Origin of the sequence: Actinomadura opuntiae (genome assembly GCF_030283205.1) — a bacterium.
Classification (GTDB): domain Bacteria; phylum Actinomycetota; class Actinomycetes; order Streptosporangiales; family Streptosporangiaceae; genus Spirillospora.
Window position 1 is genome coordinate 70,895 of sequence record NZ_JASNWF010000010.1, and the last position, 18,066, is coordinate 88,960.

The following is an 18,066-nucleotide window of genomic DNA, read 5'->3' on the forward strand; positions in this document are numbered from 1 at the left end:
CTTCGGGGTGGGGGAGGGCAGCGGAAACGAATCAGCGTGGGACGGCGGACGAGGGCAGGGCCTGCGGCAGGGCCGGGAACCGCCGCAGCGGTCCCGGGTCCCGGGACCCGATCGGGGACATTCCGCCGCCCGCCCCGAGCCGGGCGAGGGTGTCCAGGACGAGCCGGCCGCGCCGCACCCGCTCCCGCGCGCTCGCCACGGCGGCGGGCAGCAGGTGCCGGCCGACCGGATAGATGCCGGGCGCGTTGCGCAGCCCGAACTTCAGATAGATGGGGGCGCCGCAGCGGATCAGCTCCGCCGCGTCGTAGAACCGGACGAACCCGCCGAGGTCGTCGGGCGCCTCGACGTAGAAGTCCATCGGCGCGGCGCTGACCGCGCGGATCTCGGCGAGCTGCGCGATCGTCAGGTCGCTCGGCACGTTGACCGAGTCGCCGCCGAGCCCCTCCCACACCGCGAACGAGGCCGGGTTCACCGGGCCGACCAGCGCGGACACCTTGAAGGTCGTGTCGGCCGGCAGCCGGCCGGCCTCGCGCAGCCGGTGCAGCGTCCACAGCACGCCCTCGTCGGCGACCAGCAGCGACCGGACGCCCAGCGCCGCGGCCCGCTCGGCGTCCTCGACGCACTGGGCGAGCTGGTCGCGGCCCCGGGCGCGCGGGCCGGAGGCGTTGTAGGAGCGGCCTCCGGCGCCGGGCTCCCAGGTACCGCGCGGGCCGAGGAACAGGCACAGCTCGATGCCGCGCGCCCCGCAGGCGTCCACCATCTCGCCGATCTCGGCGTCGGTGAGCATCCACACGCCGCTGCCCTGGCTGATGCGGTGCAGCGGCACGCCGAGGTGCTCGCTCTCCTCCAGTACCGCCTCGAGGACGGCCGGTCCCTCGCAGGACGGCAGCTCGGTGCGCCAGGCGCCGCCGTCGGGGAACCGCAGGCCGGACGCGGGCGGGGGCGCGGCGCGGCCGGGCAGGCCGAGGGCGCGCAGCGCGTCCTCGCCGGGCGCGCGGCCGCCGCCGGCCGGGTCGTCAGAGAACGGGTCCATCGGTCCTCCCGCCGTTGGGGGGCGTGTCGAGGTCGGGGCGCAGCAGCACCTTCCCGGCGTCGGGGGAGCCGCTGAGCTCGAGCGCCGCCGCGAACTCGGTCAGCGGCAGCTCGTGGGTGATCAGTGGGGCGGGCCGCAGCACGCCGGTGCCGAACGCGCGCACCGCGTACGTCCAGTCGGCGGGGCCGGAGCCGAACACGGTGTGCAGCGACAGGGCGCGGGTGACCAGCAGCGACGTCGGGACGGCGTCGGCCGGGTCGGCGGGGATGCCGGTGACGACCACGCGGCCGCCGCGGCGGGCCAGCCGCACCGCCGAGCTCGCGGTGCCGGCCGCCCCGGCCGTCTCCACGACCACGTCGAACGCGCCCTCGGGGGCCTCGCCCGGCCGGCTGAACGCGGTCGCGCCCGCGTCCAGCGCCGCCTCGCCGCGCTCCACCCGCGGGTCGATCGCGACGAGCCGGGCGGGCGACGAGGCGGCGAGGAACTGCAGCGCCAGCATCCCGAGGGTGCCGGCGCCGACCACCGCGACCGTCTCGCCGGGGCGCGCCGCCGCGTGCCGGACGGCCCCGGCGATGACCGCGGCCGGCTCCAGCAGCGCCGCCGCGCGCAGGTCCGCGCCGGGCGGCAGCACGTGCAGCAGCCGGGCGGGCACCAGCAGGTGGTCGGCGAACGCGCCGGGCCGGGTGAAGCCGGTCTCGTCGTAGCGGGTGGCGCACAGGTTCGGGGCGCCCTCGCGGCAGCGCCCGCACGCCATGCAGCCGCGGAACCCCTCGCCGACGACGGGCGCGCCGACCAGCGCCGGATCGGTGTCGGGGCCGACCGCGTCGACCGTGCCCGACCACTCGTGCCCGGGGACGACGGGGTAGCACGCGAAGCCCTCGGGACGCGCGCCGTCGAACAGCTCCCGGTCGCTGCCGCACAGCCCGGCGGCGGCGACCCGGACGCGGGCCTCGCCGCGGCCCGGCTCCGGCGGGTCGCCGGCCTCGATCCGCCAGCGGCCCGGTGCGTCGACCAGCACGGCGCGGCTCAACTGCGCGTCCCGCGGAAGTGCCAGCCGTCGGCGTACAGGTCGAAGTCGGCGTGCTGCTGGGGGAACGCGGCGATCGCGTCGAGGTCGAGCTCGACGCCGAGGCCGGGCGCCTCGGGCCGCTGGAAGTAGCCGTCGACGACCTGCGGCGCGCCCGTCGCGACGTCCTTGACGGCGGCGTCGGCGAAGTCGTTGAAGTGCTCGAGGATCTTGAAGTTGGGGGTGCAGACGCCGAGCTGGAGGCTCGCGGCCGTCAGCACGGGGCCGCCGACGTTGTGCGGCGCGACCTGCACGTAGTAGGTCTCGGCGGTCGCGGCGAGCTTGCGGACCTCGGAGATGCCGCCGGTGTGCCCGACGTCGGGCTGCAGGACGTCGGCGGCCTGCAGCTCCAGCAGCTCGCGGAACTCGATGCGGTCGTGGACGCGCTCGCCGGTGGCGATCGGCAGCCCGGTGTGCGCGGACACCTTGGCGAGCGCCTTGAGGTTCTCCGGCGGGACGGGCTCCTCCAGCCACGCCGGGTCGAACGGGGCGAGCAGGCCGGCGAGCCGGATCGCGGTCGCGGGGGAGAAGCGGCCGTGCATCTCGATCAGCAGCTCGGTCTCCGGTCCGACCGCGTCGCGCACCGCCTCCACCAGGTCGATGGCCAGCACGGTCTCGGCGTGGTCCAGCTCCATCCGGCCGGCGCCGAACGGGTCGAGCTTCAATGCCTGATAGCCCTTGCCGATGACGCGCTTGGCCGCCGCGTGGAACTCCTCGGGCGTCCGGTCGACGGTGTACCAGCCGTTGGCGTACGCCTTGACGCGGTCGCGCACCGAGCCGCCGAGCAACCGCCACACCGGCTGGCCGAGCGCCTTGCCGACGATGTCCCAGCACGCCATCTCGACGCAGGCGATGCCGGACATGACGATCTCGCCGGCCCGGCCGAAGTCGCCGTACTTCATCCGGTGCACGAGGTCCTCGATGTCGAACGGGTCGCTGCCCACGATGTGGCGGCGCCCCGCCTCGGCGAGGTAGCCGAGCAGCGCGTCGGTGTGGCCGAGCATCCGGGCCTCGCCGACGCCGGTGAGCCCCTCGTCGGTGCGGACGGTCACGAACGTGAGGTTCCGCCATGGCGTGCCCAGCACGTGGGTGCCGATCTCGGTGATGCGCAACGTGCCGCCCCTCTCATCTCAACCTGGCACTAGCTTGTGTTAGCGCTAACATTCGGCGGCCGCGGACGCCGTCCTCCCGCGTGCCCGGCGTCAGCGGCCGCCGGGCCGCACGGCCGTGCTCTCCCTCACCACCAGCTCCGGTTCCACGGTGCGCCGCGCGGGCGGGCCGCCGGCCGCGCCGCCCGGATCGTCGACGCGCTCCAGCAGCAGCTGGAAGGCGTGCCGCCCGACCTCGCCGAACGGCTGCCGGACGCTGGTCAGCGGCGGCGCGAAGTAGGGCGCCTCCGGCACGTCGTCGAAGCCCACCACGCTCACCTCCCCGGGGACGCGGCGGCCCGCCTCGCGCAGCGCGCGCAGCAGGCCGAGGGCCATCGGGTCGTTGGCGGCGAACACCGCGGTCACCGCCGGGTCGGCGGCCAGCCGCCGGCCGAGCTCGTACCCGGACCGGGCGCTCCAGTCGCCGGCCAGCGGCGCGGGCGCCTCCCGGCCCTCCTCCGCCAGCGCCGAGCGCCAGCCGTCCACGCGGGCGCTGGCGTCGATCCAGTCCGCGGGGCCGGCCATGTGCCACACGGTCTCGTGGCCGAGGCTCAGCAGGTGCCGGACGGCCCGCACCGCGCCCGCGCGGTGGTCGACCGACGCGACCGGGACCGGCAGGTCGTCGCCCGCGCCGACCGCCACCACCGGCATGTCCGGCGGCAGCCGGCGCAGCCCCTCGGCGGCGGACTGGTGCGGCGCGATGATGACGATCCCGTCCACCGACTGGGCGCGCAGCCGCTGCACCCCGTCCTCGATGGAGCGCCGGGTGAGCGAGCCGAGGCTGGCGATGTTGATCATGTAGTCGGCGCTGCGCGCGGCGCGCTCGATCCCGTACAGGGTCGAGGCCGGCCCGTACAGCGTCGTGTCGAAGCTGACCACGCCGAGGACCCCGGACCGGCCGGTCGCCAGCACGCGCGCCGCCGAGTTCGGCCGGTAGTCCAGCTCGCGCATCGCCGCCAGCACCCGCTCGCGGGTGCGCGGCGCGACCTTGCCGGGGTCGTTCAGCACCCGCGACACCGTCATCGCCGAGACCCCGGCGAGCGCCGCGACGTCCTCCATGACCGCCGCGCGGGAGCGCCCGCCGCCCGGCCCTGCACCGGCCGGCCCGGCGCCGGCCGAGCCGGTGCCGGAGGGGGGAGGGGGCGCTGCGGTGGTCACTGTGATCTGCTCCACATTCGGTCGGTTGCCCTGAATGTTTGCGATAACGCCGACCGATGTCAATACCCAGGAAGCAATCGTGGTAGCGCAAACATCTTCCGCCGCCACAACGCGGGACCCAGCCGCCTGGACCCGGGCCTGCGGCTCGCCGGTGAAGTCCTGCGCCGACTCGCCGTCCTCGCGTCCAGTGGTGCGCGCGGACGTCCTCCGGCCGCATGTGCGTCGCGATCGGGTAACACCGCGCTCCCGGACGGGCCGCAGCGGGGACACTGCCGGTGCGCGTCCGGGAAAGCACGGGCCGGGCGCCCGTGAGATCCCGGTACCGGGCGAGCGCTCCAGGTCCGAGCATGGAAAGGGTGGTCGTGGTGATATCCGCCCCGCGGAGGCGCAGGTCGCCACCGTGGTTCGGCGCGGAGACGAGGCGTGCCCTCGCCGCCGGCCCGGCGGTGGCCGCGCTCGCGCTCGCCGCGGGATGGCCGTACTGGCGCGACCACGCCGCCGCGGCGGCGGTCAGCCTCGTCGGCACCGCCGGGCTCGCGGTCGTCGGCGTGCTGCTGGCGACGGGCGCCCGCACCCGCCGGACGGGACTGCTGTTCGTGGCCGCGTCGCTGTGCTGGGCGCTGAACTGGCTGGCGAGCTGGGACGCCGGCCCCGGGCCGCTGCTGTCCCCCTACGCCCAGGCCGACTTCTACCTCGCCCTGGCCGTGGGCGTGCTGCTGTACCCGGCGGGGCGGCTGGAGTACCTCGCCGACCGGATCTGGACGGTGTTCGCCTGCGCGGTGCTGTGGGGCTGCCCGACCGCGCTCTGGGTCACCTCGCGCCCGGAGTGGGCCGCGTTCCGCGGCCGGCACGTGTGGTGGCCGGCGCCGTTCCCCGACCACGCGGCGTTCCGGGTCGTCCTGGAGGTCTCCGCCGTCCTGTACCTCGTGCTCGCCTTCTCCTTCGCCGTCGTCCTGCTGCTGCGGCTGCCGAGGATGAGCCCGATGCGGCGGGCGGTCACGCTGCCGGTGACCGTCGCGCTGGCGTTCGTCGGGATCTCCGCCGCGCTGACCCAGCGGCCGATCATGGAGGAGTCCATCTCGCTGGACGCGCTGCTGGAGGTGTACGCGATCCAGGGCGCGGTGGTCGCGCTCGTCCCGCTCGCGCTGCTGGCGACCGGGCTGCGCACCCGGCTCGCGGAGCTGGCCGTCGCCGGGCGGATGCTCCGGCTGACCGCGCCGCCGTCGGTGGAGCGCGTCCGCGACGCCCTGCGCGACGTCCTGCACGACCCGACGCTGCAGCTGTGGTTCTGGGCGCCGGCGGAGGAGGTGTACGTCGACACCGCCGGACGGCCCGTCGCCGTGGACGACGGCGGTCCCGCCGGCCCGGACCTCGACGTCCCGCCGGAGGAGGGCACCGGGCGGTGGCGGCGGCGCGTCGAGACCGCCGCCGGCGAGCCGCTGGCGATCGTCGAGCTCGCCGGCGCGCTGCGCGACCACGGGTCGCTGGTCGAGGCGGCGTTGGAGGCCGGGGGCCGGGCGCTGGAGACGGCGCGGCTGCAGTCCAACGTCCAGGCCGGCCTGGAGCAGGTGCGCTCGGCGTACGGGCGGCTGCTGCGCGCCGAGATCGTGGAGCGCGAGCGCCTCGCGAGGGACCTGCACGACGGCGCGCAGCAGCGGCTGCTGGCGCTCGCCGCGATGCTCGGCACCCTGGAGGCCCTCGCCGAGGACCCGGCGGTGAAGGAGCACGCGCGCGACTGCCGCCGGGAGCTGATGGCGGCGCTGGCCGAGCTGCGAGCGCTCGCCCGCGAGGTGCAGCCGGCGCTGCTCATCCAGGACGGCCTCGGCCCGGCGCTGGAGGTCGTCGCCGAGCGGCTCGGCACCCGCGTGCTGCTGGAGGTGACCGGCGAGCGCTACTCCCGCGAGATCGAGTCCACGCTTTACTCCGTGCTTTGCGAGGCTTTGTCGTACGCTGTCGACCGCGCGCGTGCGACCCGCGTGACCGTCCGGGTGCGCCCGGACGGCCACCGGCTGGTGGCCGAGGTCAGCGACGACGGCGAGCGGCCGGGCGTGGAGCCCGCCGCGGTGCCGGACGGGCTGGCCGGGCGGATCAGGGCGCTGCGCGGGCACGTGGAAGTCGACGGAGATCCCTCCCGGGGCACGACGGTAAGGATGGTCCTGCCATGCGAGTAGCCGTGGCGGAGGACAGCGGGATCTTCCGGCAGGCGCTGGTCACCCTGCTCACCACGGTCGGGATCGACGTCACGGTGTCCGCGGGCTCCGGCGAGGAGCTGCTCGCCCGCGTCGCGGAGGACCCGCCGGACGTGGCGATCCTCGACCTGCACATGCCGCCGACCTACACCAACGAGGGCGTGGTCGCGGCGCGCACCCTGCTGCGCGGCCATCCCCGGATGGGCGTGCTGGTGCTGTCGGCGTTCAACGAGACGCCGCAGGCGATGGAGCTGTTCCGCGACCAGCCGCGCGGCGTCGGCTACCTGCTGAAGGACCACGTCACCGACGTCGACAACCTGCGCGGCGCGCTGGAGCGGGTGATGCGCGGGGAGGTCGTCATCGACCCGGAGGTGGTGAGCCGGCTGGTCGAGGCCCGGCACCGGGAGCGCGAGCTGTCCCGGCTGTCCGGCCGCGAGCGGGAGGTGCTCGGGCTGATGGCGGAGGGGCACTCCAACGCCGGCATCGGCAAGCGGCTGCACCTGTCGGCCCGCACGGTCGAGGACCACGTGCGGGCCATCTTCACCAAGCTCAAGATCACCTCGTCGGGCGGGCCGCCGGGACCGCAGGACAGCAACAAGCGGGTGCTGGCGGTGCTCACCTGGCTGCGCGCCGCCGAGACGCGCTGAACGCCCGAAGGCGGGCACGGCGGTACCACCCGCCCCGCGCATCAATCGGGTAACGGGCTCTCGCGCGCGGCGGCGTGTTGAGAAAGACTGACGGTACGAGCCCGGTCGCGGTACGTGACGCCGGTGGTGGCCCCCGCACGCCACCGGGGCGCCCCGCGCGCCCGCGCCCGTGGCCGTCCGGCGCCCCCATCCTCCCGCCGCCGCGTCCCGGGCGCATCCGGGGAAACCCGACGCCCGTCCGGTGGTTTCCCGGGGGGCGCGGCGGCCGGCGTGCCGCGGACGCGGGCTCCGGCGCGGCCCCGGCGCGGGCCCCGACAGGGAAGGGACGGTCGTGAGGTCCGTGCGCGTGCGGGCGCCGCTCTGGTTCGCCCCACCCGCGTGGTTCGCCGCACCGCTGCGCCGCGCCGCGGCGGGGGGCGCGGCGGTCGCGGCGGGCGCGCTCGCCGCGGGCTGGCCGTACTGGCGCGGGCATCCGGCCGCCGCCGCGGTCACGCTGCTGTGCTGCGGCGGGTTCGCCGTCGCGGGCGGGCTGCTGGCCGCCGGACGGGTCGGCCGGCGGACCGGCGCGGCGTTCACCGCGGGCGCGGCGGCGTGGGCCCTGACGTGGACGGCGAGCTGGAACGCGGGCGCCGGGCCGGTGGCGTCGGTGTTCGCGCAGTCGGTGTTCTTCGTGGCGATCGGGGTGGGCGTGCTGCTGTACCCCGACGGCCGGCTCGACGGGGCCGCCGCCCGGCTGTGGATCGCCGTCACGGCCGTCGTCATGATCGGCGGGCAGGCGCTGCTGTGCACGGTGTCGCGGCCCGCGTGGAACGGGTTCGCCGCCTCGGTGGCCTGGCCCGCGGTCGCTCCCGAGCGCGAGGTGTTCGAGTGCGCGTACCGCGCCATCACGACGGCGGAGGCGGTGCTCGCCGGCGCGCTGGTGATCATGCTGCTGCTGCGGCTGCCGGGGACCGGCCGGCTGGACCGCCGCTACACCGTCCCCATCGCGGCCGCCGTCACGGTCGGCGTCGCCGGGGCGCTGGCGGTGCAGGGCTCGCTCATCGGCGGCCACGTCGCCCTCGACGACGTGATGGAGGTCTACCTGGTCCAGGGCGTGTTCGCGACGGTGCTGCCGCTGGCGTTCCTCGCCGCGGCGCTGCGCGCGCGGCTGGCCGAGCTGACCGCCGCCGCGCGGATGCAGCGCCTCACCGGCCACCCGGTGTCGGTGGGGAAGGTGCGGGACGCGCTGCGCCGCGTCCTGCGCGACGGCACCCTGGACCTGTGGCTGTGGGCCGACGGCGGCTACGTCGACATCGGCGGGCGCCCCATCGCCGCCGGAACCGAACCCGGCACCGCCGCCCGCCCCGCTCCGGGCCGGTGGCGGCACGAGGTACGCACGTCCGGCGGGGAGCCGCTCGCCACCGTCGACGCCGACGACCGGCTGCGCGGTCACGAGGCGCTGGTGGAGGCGGCGCTGGTCGCCGGCGGGCGTGCGCTGGAGACCGTCCGGCTGCAGGCCGCGGCGCGGGCGCACCTGGAACGGGCGCGGGACGCGCGGGAGCGGCTGGTGCGCGCCCAGGCGGCCGAGCGCGAGCGGCTCGCCGCGCAGCTGCAGCGCAGCGCCCAGCAGCGGTTGCGCGCGCTGGAGACGCTGCTGGCGTCGCTGGAGAAGGCGGCAGGCCCGCGGGCCCGCGAGCAGGCGCGGGCGTGCCGCCGGGAGCTGGCGGAGGCGGCCGCCGAGCTGGACGGCCTGGCCCGCGGGGTGCACCCGGCGATCCTGACCGACGCGGGGCTGGCCGCCGCGATGCGGATGGTCGCCGCCCGCACCGCCGCGTCCGTCCGGCTCGACCTGCCGGTCCGCCGGTATCCGCCGGAGATCGAGTCGACGCTGTACTTCGCGCTCTGCGAGGCGCTGGCGAACGCCGTGAAGCACGCCGGCGCCGAGGAGATCCGGTTGAGCGTGCGGGACGAGCCGGGCCGCGTCGTCGCCGAGGCCCGCGACGACGGCGCGGGCGGCGCGGGACCGGTCCGCGGCGGCGGGCTCGCCGGCCTCACCGACCGGGTCCGCGCGCTGCGCGGCCACGTCGACGTCGACAGCCCGCCCGGCGCGGGCACCACCGTCCGGATCACCCTGCCGTCGCCCGATGATTGACGGGACGACGCACCTCGGAACCGTCGCGGCGCTGCCGCGCCCCGGTCCGCCTGCTCTGACCCTCGTTGCGGCCGGACGCGGCGGACCGCCGTTCTGGAACACTGGGACCCGCCCGTGCGACGGCGGGCGGGCGATGAGGGCGCGGACAGGGAGACATGGGCGAGCGGGTACGGGTGCGCAAGGACCGTGACGAGCGGCGCGAGCAGATCCTGGTGTGCGCGCGGGAGCTGTTCAGCGAACGGCCGTACGAGGAGGTGTCCAACACCGAGATCGCGGCGGTGGCGGGCGTCAGCCGCGGCCTGCTGAACCACTACTTCGGCACCAAGCGCGAGCTGTACCTGGCGGTCGTGGAGCGGATGCTGCAGATCCCGCCGGTGCCGGTGCCCGCCTACGAGCCGGGCGCGAGCGTCCGCGAGCGGGTGACCGAGAGCATCACCGGCTGGCTGGAGCTGCTGGAGCGCAACGCCGGGACCTGGCTGGTCGCGCTGGACATGGCCGCCGGGTCGGCGGGCGACGACGACCTCGCCCGGCTGGTGGACGCGGCGCGCGAGGGCGCCGTCGACCACATCACCGAGGTGGTCGGGCTGTCCCGGCTGGCCGCCGGGCACCCGGAGGTGCGCTCGGCGCTGCGCGGGTTCAGCGGGATGGCGGAGGCGGCCACCCGCGAGTGGCTGCGGCACGGCCGGCTGACCCGCCCCCAGGTGCACGTGCTGCTGGAGGACACGATCATGCACCTGATCGAGGAGACCGTGCCGAAGATGACGGCGGCGCACTGAGCCCCCCGCGGCCCGATGTTCGGCACTTACTTGACCCCTGCGAGGATTGCGCCTAATTTCGGGGTCCACGCTCCGAGAGGACGGTCCGCATGCACGTCCGGGGACCCGGCTCCCGGCCCGCGCCGCCGCGCGGCACCGCCGGCTGCCCCTTCGCGGTGACGCCGCGCGCGGAGCGCGGGCGCCCGTGACCGCCGAGACGGCCGCCGGCCCTCTGCCCACCGGCCCGCCGCCCGCCGGCCCGGCGCCGCGTCCGACCGTGACCAGCCGGGTCCTGGACATCCTCGGCGCGTTCACGCCGGACCGCCCGGCGCTGACCATCACCCAGATCGCCCGCCGCGCCGGGCTGCCGCTGTCCACCGCGCACCGGCTCGTCGGCGAGCTGGCCTGCTGGGGCGCGCTCGAACGCGACGGCACGGGCCTCTACCGGATCGGCCTGCGGCTGTGGGAGGTGGGCGCGCTCGCGCGGGGCCCGGTGCTGCGCGAGGCGGCGATGCCGTTCCTGGAGGACCTGTACGAGGCCACCCACGAGAACGTGCACCTCGCCGTGCTGGACGGCCTGGACGTCGTCTACATCGAGCGGATCTCCGCCCGCGACGCCGTGCACGTGTTCTCCCGGGTCGCGGGCCGCTGGCCCGCGCACGCGACCGGCGTCGGCCTGGCGATGCTCGCGCACGCCGACCCGGAGCTGCAGGAGCGGGCGATCGCCGGGCCGCTTCGCCGCTTCACGCCCAAGACCATCTGCACCGGCTCCGAACTGCGCCGCGTCCTGGCGGAGGTCCGCCGCACCGGCGTCGCGGTCAGCGACGGGCAGGTCGAGACGTTCGCGATGTCGGTCGGGGCGCCCGTGTTCGGCCCGGACGACACGGTGGTGGCGGCCGTCGCGACCGTGGTCCCCGCGTCCGGCTGGGAGGCGCGCTCGCTCGTTCCCGTAGTGCGGGCCAGTGCCCGCGGCATCTCCCGCGCCCTCGGCGCCCCGCGCGCCCTGCGCCGCCCGGAGTCCGCGCGGCGCGAAAGCTGACCGCGCTCGCCTTAGGCCGGGGCACCGCGGGCGGCTTCTTCCGTTGGACGGAATCGGTGTGGCCCGGGCTCGCGGCCTGCGGCGAAGGTCGTGGCGATCGCACCGCCCGCCGTTCACCGCCGAGGAGCAGCCCATGGCCATCGCGCGCAACCAGTGGTACGTCGCCGCCTACAGCGAGGAGGTGGGCGAGGGCCTGCTCGCCCGGACGATCTGCGGGGAGCCGCTCGTCCTCTACCGGACGGGCGCCGGGCAGGCCGTCGCGCTCGCCGACCGGTGCGTGCACCGCCGCTTCCCGCTCTCGGAGAGCAACCGCGACGGCGACCGGATCGTCTGCGGCTACCACGGCTTCACCTACGCGCCCGACGGGGCGTGCGTCGCGGTGCCGGGCCAGACCCGGATCCCGCGCACCGCCCGCGTCCCCGCCTACCAGGTCGTCGAGCAGGACTCGCTGGTCTGGGTGTGGATCGGCGACGGGACGGGCGACGCCGCCGCGATCCCGCGCGCGCCGTGGCTGGACTCGCCGGACTACGTGACCGTCCGCGGCATGGAGCCGCTCGCCGCGCGGTACGAGCTGCTCGTCGACAACCTGCTCGACCTGTCCCACGAGACGTACCTGCACGCCGGGTACATCGGCACGCCGGAGGTCGCGCAGACCCCGATCACCACGGAGGTGGACGACGAGGCCGGCGTCGTCTTCGTCAGCCGCCGCATGAAGGACGTCGAGTGCCCGCCGTTCTACTCCGAGTCGACCGGCATCGAGGGCCGCATCGACCGCTGGCAGGACATCGAGTACCACCCGCCGTGCTTCTACCTGCTGCACAGCCGCATCGCGCCGACCGGCGTGGAGCCCGGCCCGGACGGGGACGACCCGCGCGCCTTCCACGTCGAGGTCGGCTACGCGATCGTCCCGGAGACCGACACGACGACGCACGACTTCTGGTGGGTCGCCCGCGACTTCGCACTCGACGACGAGCGGGTCTCGGCGTTCCTGCGCGACAACAACCGCACCGTCGTGCTGCAGGACGTCACCGCGCTGAACACCCTGGAGAAGGTGATCGCCGCCGAGCCGGAGGGCTACCAGGAGCTGTCCATCAACATCGACACCGGCGGCCTGGCCGCGCGCCGCATGCTCCAGCGGCTCACGGCGGCGCGATGAACGCCGGCACGGCGGGCGGCGAGGCGGCGGGCGGGGGCCGCCTGCGGGTCGAGTGGTCGCCGGGCTCGGACCGGCTCACCGGCACCTGCCACTGCGGCGCCCGCCGCACCGCCGAGGACCCCGCCGAGATCTGGGCGTGGCTGCTCTCCCACCCGGGCCACGACGCCGGCTGACCCGGCCGGGGCGGACCGCTCCCGCCCCGGTCGGGCCGTGCTGGTCGGGCCGTCTCCCGGTCAGGCGATGTCGCGGCGGCGGAAGGCGAGCAGGCCGGCCGCGGCGGCGGCCACCGCGACGGCGGTCAGCGCGGCGACCGGCAGGACGTCGAAGCCGCCGCCGGGCAGCTTCGGCGTGTGCGTGAACGGCGAGACGTCCATGACCGCCTGCGGCAGCTTCAGCAGCGGCCCGACCTGGCCGAGCAGCAGGCAGACGGTCAGCACGCCCCACCCGGCGGACGTCGCGCGGGGCACCAGGCCGAACAGCAGCACGGTCACCGCGGCGATCACCCAGACGGCCGGCAGCTGGACGAGCGCCGCGCCGAGCTGGCGGGGCAGCTGCCCGCCGAGGTCGCCGGAGCGGGCCCCGTGGACGACGCCGATCGCGAGGCCGGTGGCGCCCAGCAGGACCACCGTGCCCGCGACGGTGACGGCGAGGTTCGCGGCGGCCCAGCGGACCCGGCCGACGGCGGTCGCGAGCACCGGCTCCAGCCGGCCGTCGCTCTCCTCGCGTCGCATCCTGAGCACGCCCTGGACGGCGAAGGCCGAGGCGAACAGGGCCATGAGGCCCATGGCGGTGGTGAGGAAGGCGTCCGCGATCTGCTGCTGCCCGCCGATCTTGCGGATGTCGTCCAGGACGGCGTCGCTGCCGTTGACCAGGTCGTCGACGCCGTCCACGACACCGCCGATCGCCAGCCCGTACACCAGGAACGCCGCGGACCAGCCGGCCAGCGTCGCCCGCTGCAGCCGCCACGACAGGGCGAGCGGGCCGCGCAGCGACGGCGCGGCCCGCGCGGGACCCGGCGCCGGTGCCAGGATCCCCGCGCCGAGGTCGCGGCGCTCGGCCAGCGCATAGGCGGCGGCGACCAGGAGCAGGAAGGCGGCGAGCGGGAGCAGGAGCACGGCCCAGCGGTCGCCCGCGTGCGGCCGCACCAGCTGTGCCCAGCCGATCGGCGACAGCCACGCCGCCCAGTGCGCCGAACCGACGTCCGCCACGCCCCGGACCAGGTACGCGGCGCCGAGCACCGCGAACGCCAGCCCGTTGGCGAGCCGGGACGTCTCCGCGAGCTGCGCGGTGACCGCGGCGACCCCGGCGAACACCAGCCCGGCCCCGAACCAGGACAGCCCGAACGCGACCGATCCGGCGACCGGCAGCCCGAACACCATCATGACGACCGCGACCACGGCCGCCAGGGTGGCGGCGGCCGTGACGGCGGTGGCCAGGGCCGCGGTCAGCGGCGCGCGGCGCCCGACGGCTGCGGCGCCGACCAGCTCCAGCCGTCCGGTCTCCTCCTCGGCGCGCGTGTGCCGGACGACGAGCAGCACGCACATCACGGCGGTGAGGGCGGCACCGGTCGCGCCGACCCGCCACGCGCTGACGCCCGCGGCCGTGTGCTCGTTCAGCACCGGCCCGTACATGGCCCGCATGGACGGGTTGTCGTTGATGCCGCGCGCGAAGCTCTCCAGGGACCCCGGCGCGTCGTATCCGTTCTTGAAGCTGTAGACGGTGCTGGAGACGAGCGCGGTCAGCCCGTAGATCCACGCCGGCATCATGACGCGGTCGCGGCGCAGCCACATCTTCAGCAGCGTCCCCAAGCCGGCGAGCGCGCCGTCCGCGCGGGCGCCGCGCGCGGACGGGCGCACGGTCGTGGCGGTCACGACACGCCGCCTTCCTGCAGGGCCCGCCCGGCGTGGTCGTTCTCGTAGTGCCGCAGGAACAGCTCTTCGAGGGTCGGCGGGCGGCTGGTGAGGGCGCGGACGCCGATCTCGGTGAGCTGCCGGAGCGCTGCGTCCAGCTCGGACGTCTCGACTTCGAAGGTGACGGTGTTGCCGTCGATGTGGACGTCGTGCGCGCCGGGCAGCGGAACGCCGTCGGGCGGGCCGGCGAGTTCGGCGCGGATGGAGGTGCGGGTGAGGTGGCGCAGCTCCGAGAGCGTGCCGGTCTCCACCGTGCGGCCCTTGCGGATGATGGTGACCCGGTCGCAGAGCGCCTCCACCTCGCTGAGGATGTGGCTCGACAGCAGCACCGTGCGCCCGGCCGCCCGCTCCTCCTTCACGCACTCCTGGAACGCCTCCTCCATGAGGGGGTCGAGGCCGGAGGTGGGCTCGTCCAGGATGAGCAGCTCCGCGTCGGAGGCGAACGCGGCGACCAGCGCGACCTTCTGCCGGTTCCCCTTGGAGTAGGCGCGCCCCCGCTTCTTCGGGTCGAGTTCGAAGCGGTCGAGCAGCTCGGTGCGGCGGCGGTCGTCCTGCCCGCCGCGCAGCCGCCCGAGCAGGTCGATGACCTCGCCGCCGGACAGGTTGGGCCACAGGGTGACGTCCCCGGGCACGTAGGCGATGCGGCGGTGCAGCGCGGTGGCGTCGCGCCACGGGTCCCCGCCGAGCAGCCGGGCCGTGCCGGCGTCGGCGCGCATCAGCCCGAGCAGCACGCGGATGGCGGTGGACTTCCCGGCCCCGTTGGGACCGAGGAAGCCGTGCACCTCGCCGGGCGCCACGCGCAGGTCGAGCCCGTCGAGCGCGCGCGTCCGGCCGAACGTCTTGACCAGGCCCTCGGCCCGTACTGCCTCAGTCATCCTGCCTTCTCTCCTGGGCCTTCCTCGGTGTTCCCGGTGCGGGCGGCCGTCCCGAAGGCGCCGCTCTCGTACTCCTGTATGGCGGCGCGGGCGCGCGCCGCGAGCTCCCGGCTCAGCAGGCGGTCGTCGAAGATGTCGAAGAAGGCGCGGCGCAGCCGCAGCGCGCCCTCGGGGGTGAAGGTGTCGACGCCCAGCACCCGCGACAGGTGCTCGTGCAGCACCTCCGTCCCGATCGTCATCGCGACGAGCGCGGCGGAGTAGGCGTGCACGTCGGTGGTGACCGGCGCGTTCACGCCGGCGGGCAGCGGTTCGGTGAAATACCGCTCGGTGGTGTCGACCAGGTCGTCGAAGACGCGCGCCGCGGCGGGGGAGCCGTCGACGAGCGCGCGGGCGAGGTAGCGCCGCACCGGCAGGTCGATCCGCATCGCCTTCGCCAGGAACCCCGGGTCGCCGATCCCGTCGATCTTCTCGGCGCTGAGCCGGCGGATCGTGTCGAGCGCGTAGGCGTCGCACGCCTCCCGCAGCTCCTGCTTGGAGCCGAAGTGGTGCTGGACGAGCCCGACCGACACCCCCGCGGCCTCGGCGATGCCGCGGAACGTGGCGCCCTTCGTCCCGCGCTCGGCGAACATCTCCAGCGCGGCGTCCCTGATCCGCGCGCGCGCCGTCAGGTCCTCGGCCGCCGGGCCCGTGTCCGTCACGCGTCCGCCCCCTCCCATACAAGCGTTCAATCAGCAATACGCATGTATACCATACGCCTGTATTGGCGCGGCCGCGACGGTTTCCCGGTGCGGGAAATGGGAGAGGTGGAAGCGGCGAGTTAGCTTAGGCTAGCCTTACTAACCGTGCTGTCCCTCGCGCGGAGAACCCCCCGCACACCCCTGGCGAAGGAGGCCGCCGCGCCCCCCGCCCGGCACCCGGCGGTCCGCTGGGCCGGGCTCGGCGCCCTCGCCGCCCTCCTGCTGCTGGCGGCCGCGGCGAGCCTGGCCGTCGGCGCCGAGCACGTCCCGATCGGGAAGGTCGCGTCGGCCGTGGTCGCGCCGGACGGGTCGCGGGACGCGCTGATCGTGCACGAGCTGCGGCTCCCGCGCACCCTGCTCGGCATCGGCGCCGGCGTCGCGCTCGGCCTGGCCGGCGCGGTGATGCAGGCGCTCACCCGCAACCCGCTCGCCGAACCCGGGCTGCTCGGCGTGAACGGCGGCGCCGCGCTCGCGGTCGTCGTCGTCATCGGGACGTTCCGCGCCGACGACGTCCTGGTCTACGTGTGGGCGGCGTTCGCCGGGGCTGCGGGCGCCGCTGTGCTCGTCCACACGATCGGCGCGCGCGGGCGCGGCGGCACCTCGCCCGCGCGGCTGGTGCTGGCGGGCGCCGCCGTCAACGCCGTGTTCAGCGCGCTGACGGCCGGGCTGATGCTGCTCAGCCCGCGCGCCTTCAACGGCTTCCGGTTCTGGCAGGTCGGCAGTCTCGCCGGGCGCGACACCGGGGTGTTCCTGCGGGTACTGCCGTTCATCGCCGCCGGGACGGTGCTGGCCCTGCTGCTCGCCCGGCCGCTGAACGCCCTCGGCCTCGGCGACGAGGCGGGCCGCGCGCTCGGCGCCCACCCCGGACGGACGCGGGCGCTCGGCGCGCTGGCGGTCGTGCTGCTGTGCGGTGCGGCGACCGCGGCCGCCGGGCCCATCACGTTCCTCGGCCTCGCCGTCCCGTACGCGGTCCGCGCCTTCGTCGGGCCCGACCAGCGCTGGGTGCTGCCGTACTCGCTGCTGCTCGCGCCCGTCCTGCTGCTCGCCGCCGACATCGCCGGACGCGTCGTCACGCCGGGCGAGCTGCAGACCGGGATCGTCACCGCCTTCCTCGGCGCGCCGCTGTTCATGCTGATCGTCCGGCGCGGAAGGACGCGTGACCTGTGAGCCGCGTGGTGCGGGCCGGCGGGGTGTCGGTGCGGTGGGAGCCGCGGGCGGCGCTGGTGTGCGGGCTGGTGGCGCTGGTCGCGGCGGGCGCCGCGGTGCTCGTCGTCGGTTCCGGCGAGTTCCCGATCTCGCCCGCCGACGTGGTGCGCTCGCTGGTCGGGCAGGGCGACCAGGCGACCGACTTCATCGTCCGGACGCTGCGGCTGCCCCGCGCCGTCACCGGGCTGCTCGCCGGGCTGGCGCTCGGGATGAGCGGGGCGATCTTCCAGAGCATGTCCCGCAACCCGCTCGGCAGCCCCGACCTCATCGGCTTCACCACCGGATCGGCGACCGGCGCGCTGCTGCAGATCCTGGTGTTCGGCGGCGGCGCGGTCGCGATCACCGTCAGCTCGGTCGCGGGCGCGTTCCTCACCGCCGCCGGCGTGTACGCCGTCGCCTACCGGCGCGGCGGCGGCGTGCACGGCGTCCGGCTGGTGCTGATCGGGGTGGCCGCCGCCGCGATGCTGGAGGCGGCGAACTCCTACCTCATCACCCGCGCCGAGCTGCGCGAGGCGTACGAGGCCGCGTTCTGGCTGACCGGGAGCCTGAACGGGCGCGGCTGGGCGCAGGCCGTGCCGCTCGCCGTCGCGCTCGCGGTGCTCGTCCCGATGGCGCTGCTGCTCGCCCGCCCGCTCGGCATGGGGGAGATGGGCGACGACGCGGCGCGGGCGCTCGGCGTTCCCGTCCAGCGGACGCGCGCGCTGCTCATGGTCGCGGGCGTCGGGCTCGTCGCGGCGGCGACCGCGGCGGCGGGCCCGGTGCCGTTCGTCGCGCTCGCGGCGCCGCAGCTCGCGCGGCGGCTGACCCGCCGTCCCGGCGCGCAGCTGCTGCCCGCCGGGCTGACCGGTGCCGCGCTGCTGGCCTGCGGCGACCTGATCTCGCTGCACCTGCCGGTCGCGATGCCGGTCGGCGTGGTCACCGGCGTGCTCGGCGGCGCATACCTGGCGTGGCTGCTGCTGGTCCCGGGACGCCGCGCGGCCACCTGACAGCGCCCGCGTTGACGGCGGGGCGGCGAT

Annotated in this window: 16 protein-coding genes; 9 read left to right on the forward strand and 7 right to left on the reverse strand. The window is 76.0% G+C overall.

Going from position 1 to position 18,066, the window contains the following annotated elements; translation table 11 throughout:
- Positions 1-31: 31 nt before the first annotated feature.
- The 4 genes from QP089_RS22510 to QP089_RS22525 all read right to left on the reverse strand — a co-directional run bounded on the left by QP089_RS22510 (position 32) and on the right by QP089_RS22525 (position 4,405).
- Positions 32-1,033, reverse strand: coding sequence for a hypothetical protein (locus tag QP089_RS22510; protein WP_285913727.1), 1,002 nt, complete (start codon positions 1,031-1,033; stop codon positions 32-34).
- Positions 1,017-2,063, reverse strand: a complete 1,047-nt coding sequence (locus QP089_RS22515) for a zinc-dependent alcohol dehydrogenase (protein WP_285913728.1) — start codon at positions 2,061-2,063, stop codon at positions 1,017-1,019. The genes QP089_RS22510 and QP089_RS22515 overlap by 17 nt, the downstream gene beginning before the upstream one ends.
- The gene (locus tag QP089_RS22520) at positions 2,060-3,211 is read right to left on the reverse strand and encodes a mandelate racemase/muconate lactonizing enzyme family protein (RefSeq protein ID WP_285913729.1); all 1,152 of its coding nucleotides are present in this window, start codon (positions 3,209-3,211) and stop codon (positions 2,060-2,062) included. The genes QP089_RS22515 and QP089_RS22520 overlap by 4 nt, the downstream gene beginning before the upstream one ends.
- Before the next feature lie 90 nt (positions 3,212-3,301).
- Positions 3,302-4,405 carry a LacI family DNA-binding transcriptional regulator gene (locus QP089_RS22525; RefSeq protein WP_285913730.1) on the reverse strand — a complete coding sequence of 368 codons (1,104 nt, stop codon included), beginning with the start codon at positions 4,403-4,405 and terminating at the stop codon, positions 3,302-3,304.
- Positions 4,406-4,752: 347 nt separating this feature from the next.
- On the opposite strand from QP089_RS22525, the gene QP089_RS22530 reads away from it, so the two are divergent.
- The 7 genes from QP089_RS22530 to QP089_RS22560 all read left to right on the forward strand — a co-directional run bounded on the left by QP089_RS22530 (position 4,753) and on the right by QP089_RS22560 (position 12,495).
- A complete protein-coding gene (locus tag QP089_RS22530; RefSeq protein WP_285913731.1) occupies positions 4,753-6,576 on the forward strand; it encodes a sensor histidine kinase in 1,824 nt (607 codons plus the stop codon).
- Positions 6,567-7,241 carry a response regulator transcription factor gene (locus QP089_RS22535; RefSeq protein WP_285913732.1) on the forward strand — a complete coding sequence of 225 codons (675 nt, stop codon included), beginning with the start codon at positions 6,567-6,569 and terminating at the stop codon, positions 7,239-7,241. The genes QP089_RS22530 and QP089_RS22535 overlap by 10 nt, the downstream gene beginning before the upstream one ends.
- A gap of 331 nt (positions 7,242-7,572) precedes the next feature.
- Complete coding sequence (locus QP089_RS22540; protein ID WP_285913733.1) at positions 7,573-9,372, forward strand: ATP-binding protein; 1,800 nt, start codon at positions 7,573-7,575, stop codon at positions 9,370-9,372.
- A gap of 155 nt (positions 9,373-9,527) precedes the next feature.
- Positions 9,528-10,148, forward strand: a complete 621-nt coding sequence (locus QP089_RS22545; protein WP_285913734.1) for a TetR/AcrR family transcriptional regulator — start codon at positions 9,528-9,530, stop codon at positions 10,146-10,148.
- A gap of 184 nt (positions 10,149-10,332) precedes the next feature.
- Positions 10,333-11,166, forward strand: coding sequence for an IclR family transcriptional regulator (locus tag QP089_RS22550; RefSeq protein WP_285913735.1), 834 nt, complete (start codon positions 10,333-10,335; stop codon positions 11,164-11,166).
- A gap of 133 nt (positions 11,167-11,299) precedes the next feature.
- Positions 11,300-12,322: an aromatic ring-hydroxylating dioxygenase subunit alpha gene (locus tag QP089_RS22555; RefSeq protein WP_285913736.1), complete on the forward strand. Its 1,023-nt coding sequence runs from the start codon at positions 11,300-11,302 to the stop codon at positions 12,320-12,322.
- Entirely contained in the window at positions 12,319-12,495 is a 177-nt protein-coding gene (locus tag QP089_RS22560; RefSeq protein WP_285913737.1) for a hypothetical protein, read from the forward strand. The genes QP089_RS22555 and QP089_RS22560 overlap by 4 nt, the downstream gene beginning before the upstream one ends.
- Positions 12,496-12,555: 60 nt before the next feature.
- Here QP089_RS22560 and QP089_RS22565 read toward each other — a convergent pair whose 3' ends face one another.
- The 3 genes from QP089_RS22565 to QP089_RS22575 are packed head-to-tail and all read right to left on the reverse strand — an operon-like array spanning position 12,556 to position 15,805.
- Complete coding sequence (locus QP089_RS22565; protein WP_285913738.1) at positions 12,556-14,193, reverse strand: ABC transporter permease; 1,638 nt, start codon at positions 14,191-14,193, stop codon at positions 12,556-12,558.
- Positions 14,190-15,107 carry an ABC transporter ATP-binding protein gene (locus QP089_RS22570; protein WP_285913739.1) on the reverse strand — a complete coding sequence of 306 codons (918 nt, stop codon included), beginning with the start codon at positions 15,105-15,107 and terminating at the stop codon, positions 14,190-14,192. Before QP089_RS22570 ends, QP089_RS22565 begins: the two co-directional genes overlap by 4 nt.
- Complete coding sequence (locus QP089_RS22575; RefSeq protein WP_285913740.1) at positions 15,104-15,805, reverse strand: TetR/AcrR family transcriptional regulator; 702 nt, start codon at positions 15,803-15,805, stop codon at positions 15,104-15,106. The genes QP089_RS22570 and QP089_RS22575 overlap by 4 nt, the downstream gene beginning before the upstream one ends.
- 144 nt (positions 15,806-15,949) lie before the next feature.
- On the opposite strand from QP089_RS22575, the gene QP089_RS22580 reads away from it, so the two are divergent.
- Both QP089_RS22580 and QP089_RS22585 read left to right on the forward strand, forming a co-directional pair.
- The gene (locus QP089_RS22580; RefSeq protein WP_285913741.1) at positions 15,950-17,011 is read left to right on the forward strand and encodes a FecCD family ABC transporter permease; all 1,062 of its coding nucleotides are present in this window, start codon (positions 15,950-15,952) and stop codon (positions 17,009-17,011) included.
- A complete protein-coding gene (locus QP089_RS22585; RefSeq protein ID WP_285913742.1) occupies positions 17,008-18,036 on the forward strand; it encodes a FecCD family ABC transporter permease in 1,029 nt (342 codons plus the stop codon). Before QP089_RS22580 ends, QP089_RS22585 begins: the two co-directional genes overlap by 4 nt.
- Positions 18,037-18,066 lie beyond the last annotated feature (30 nt).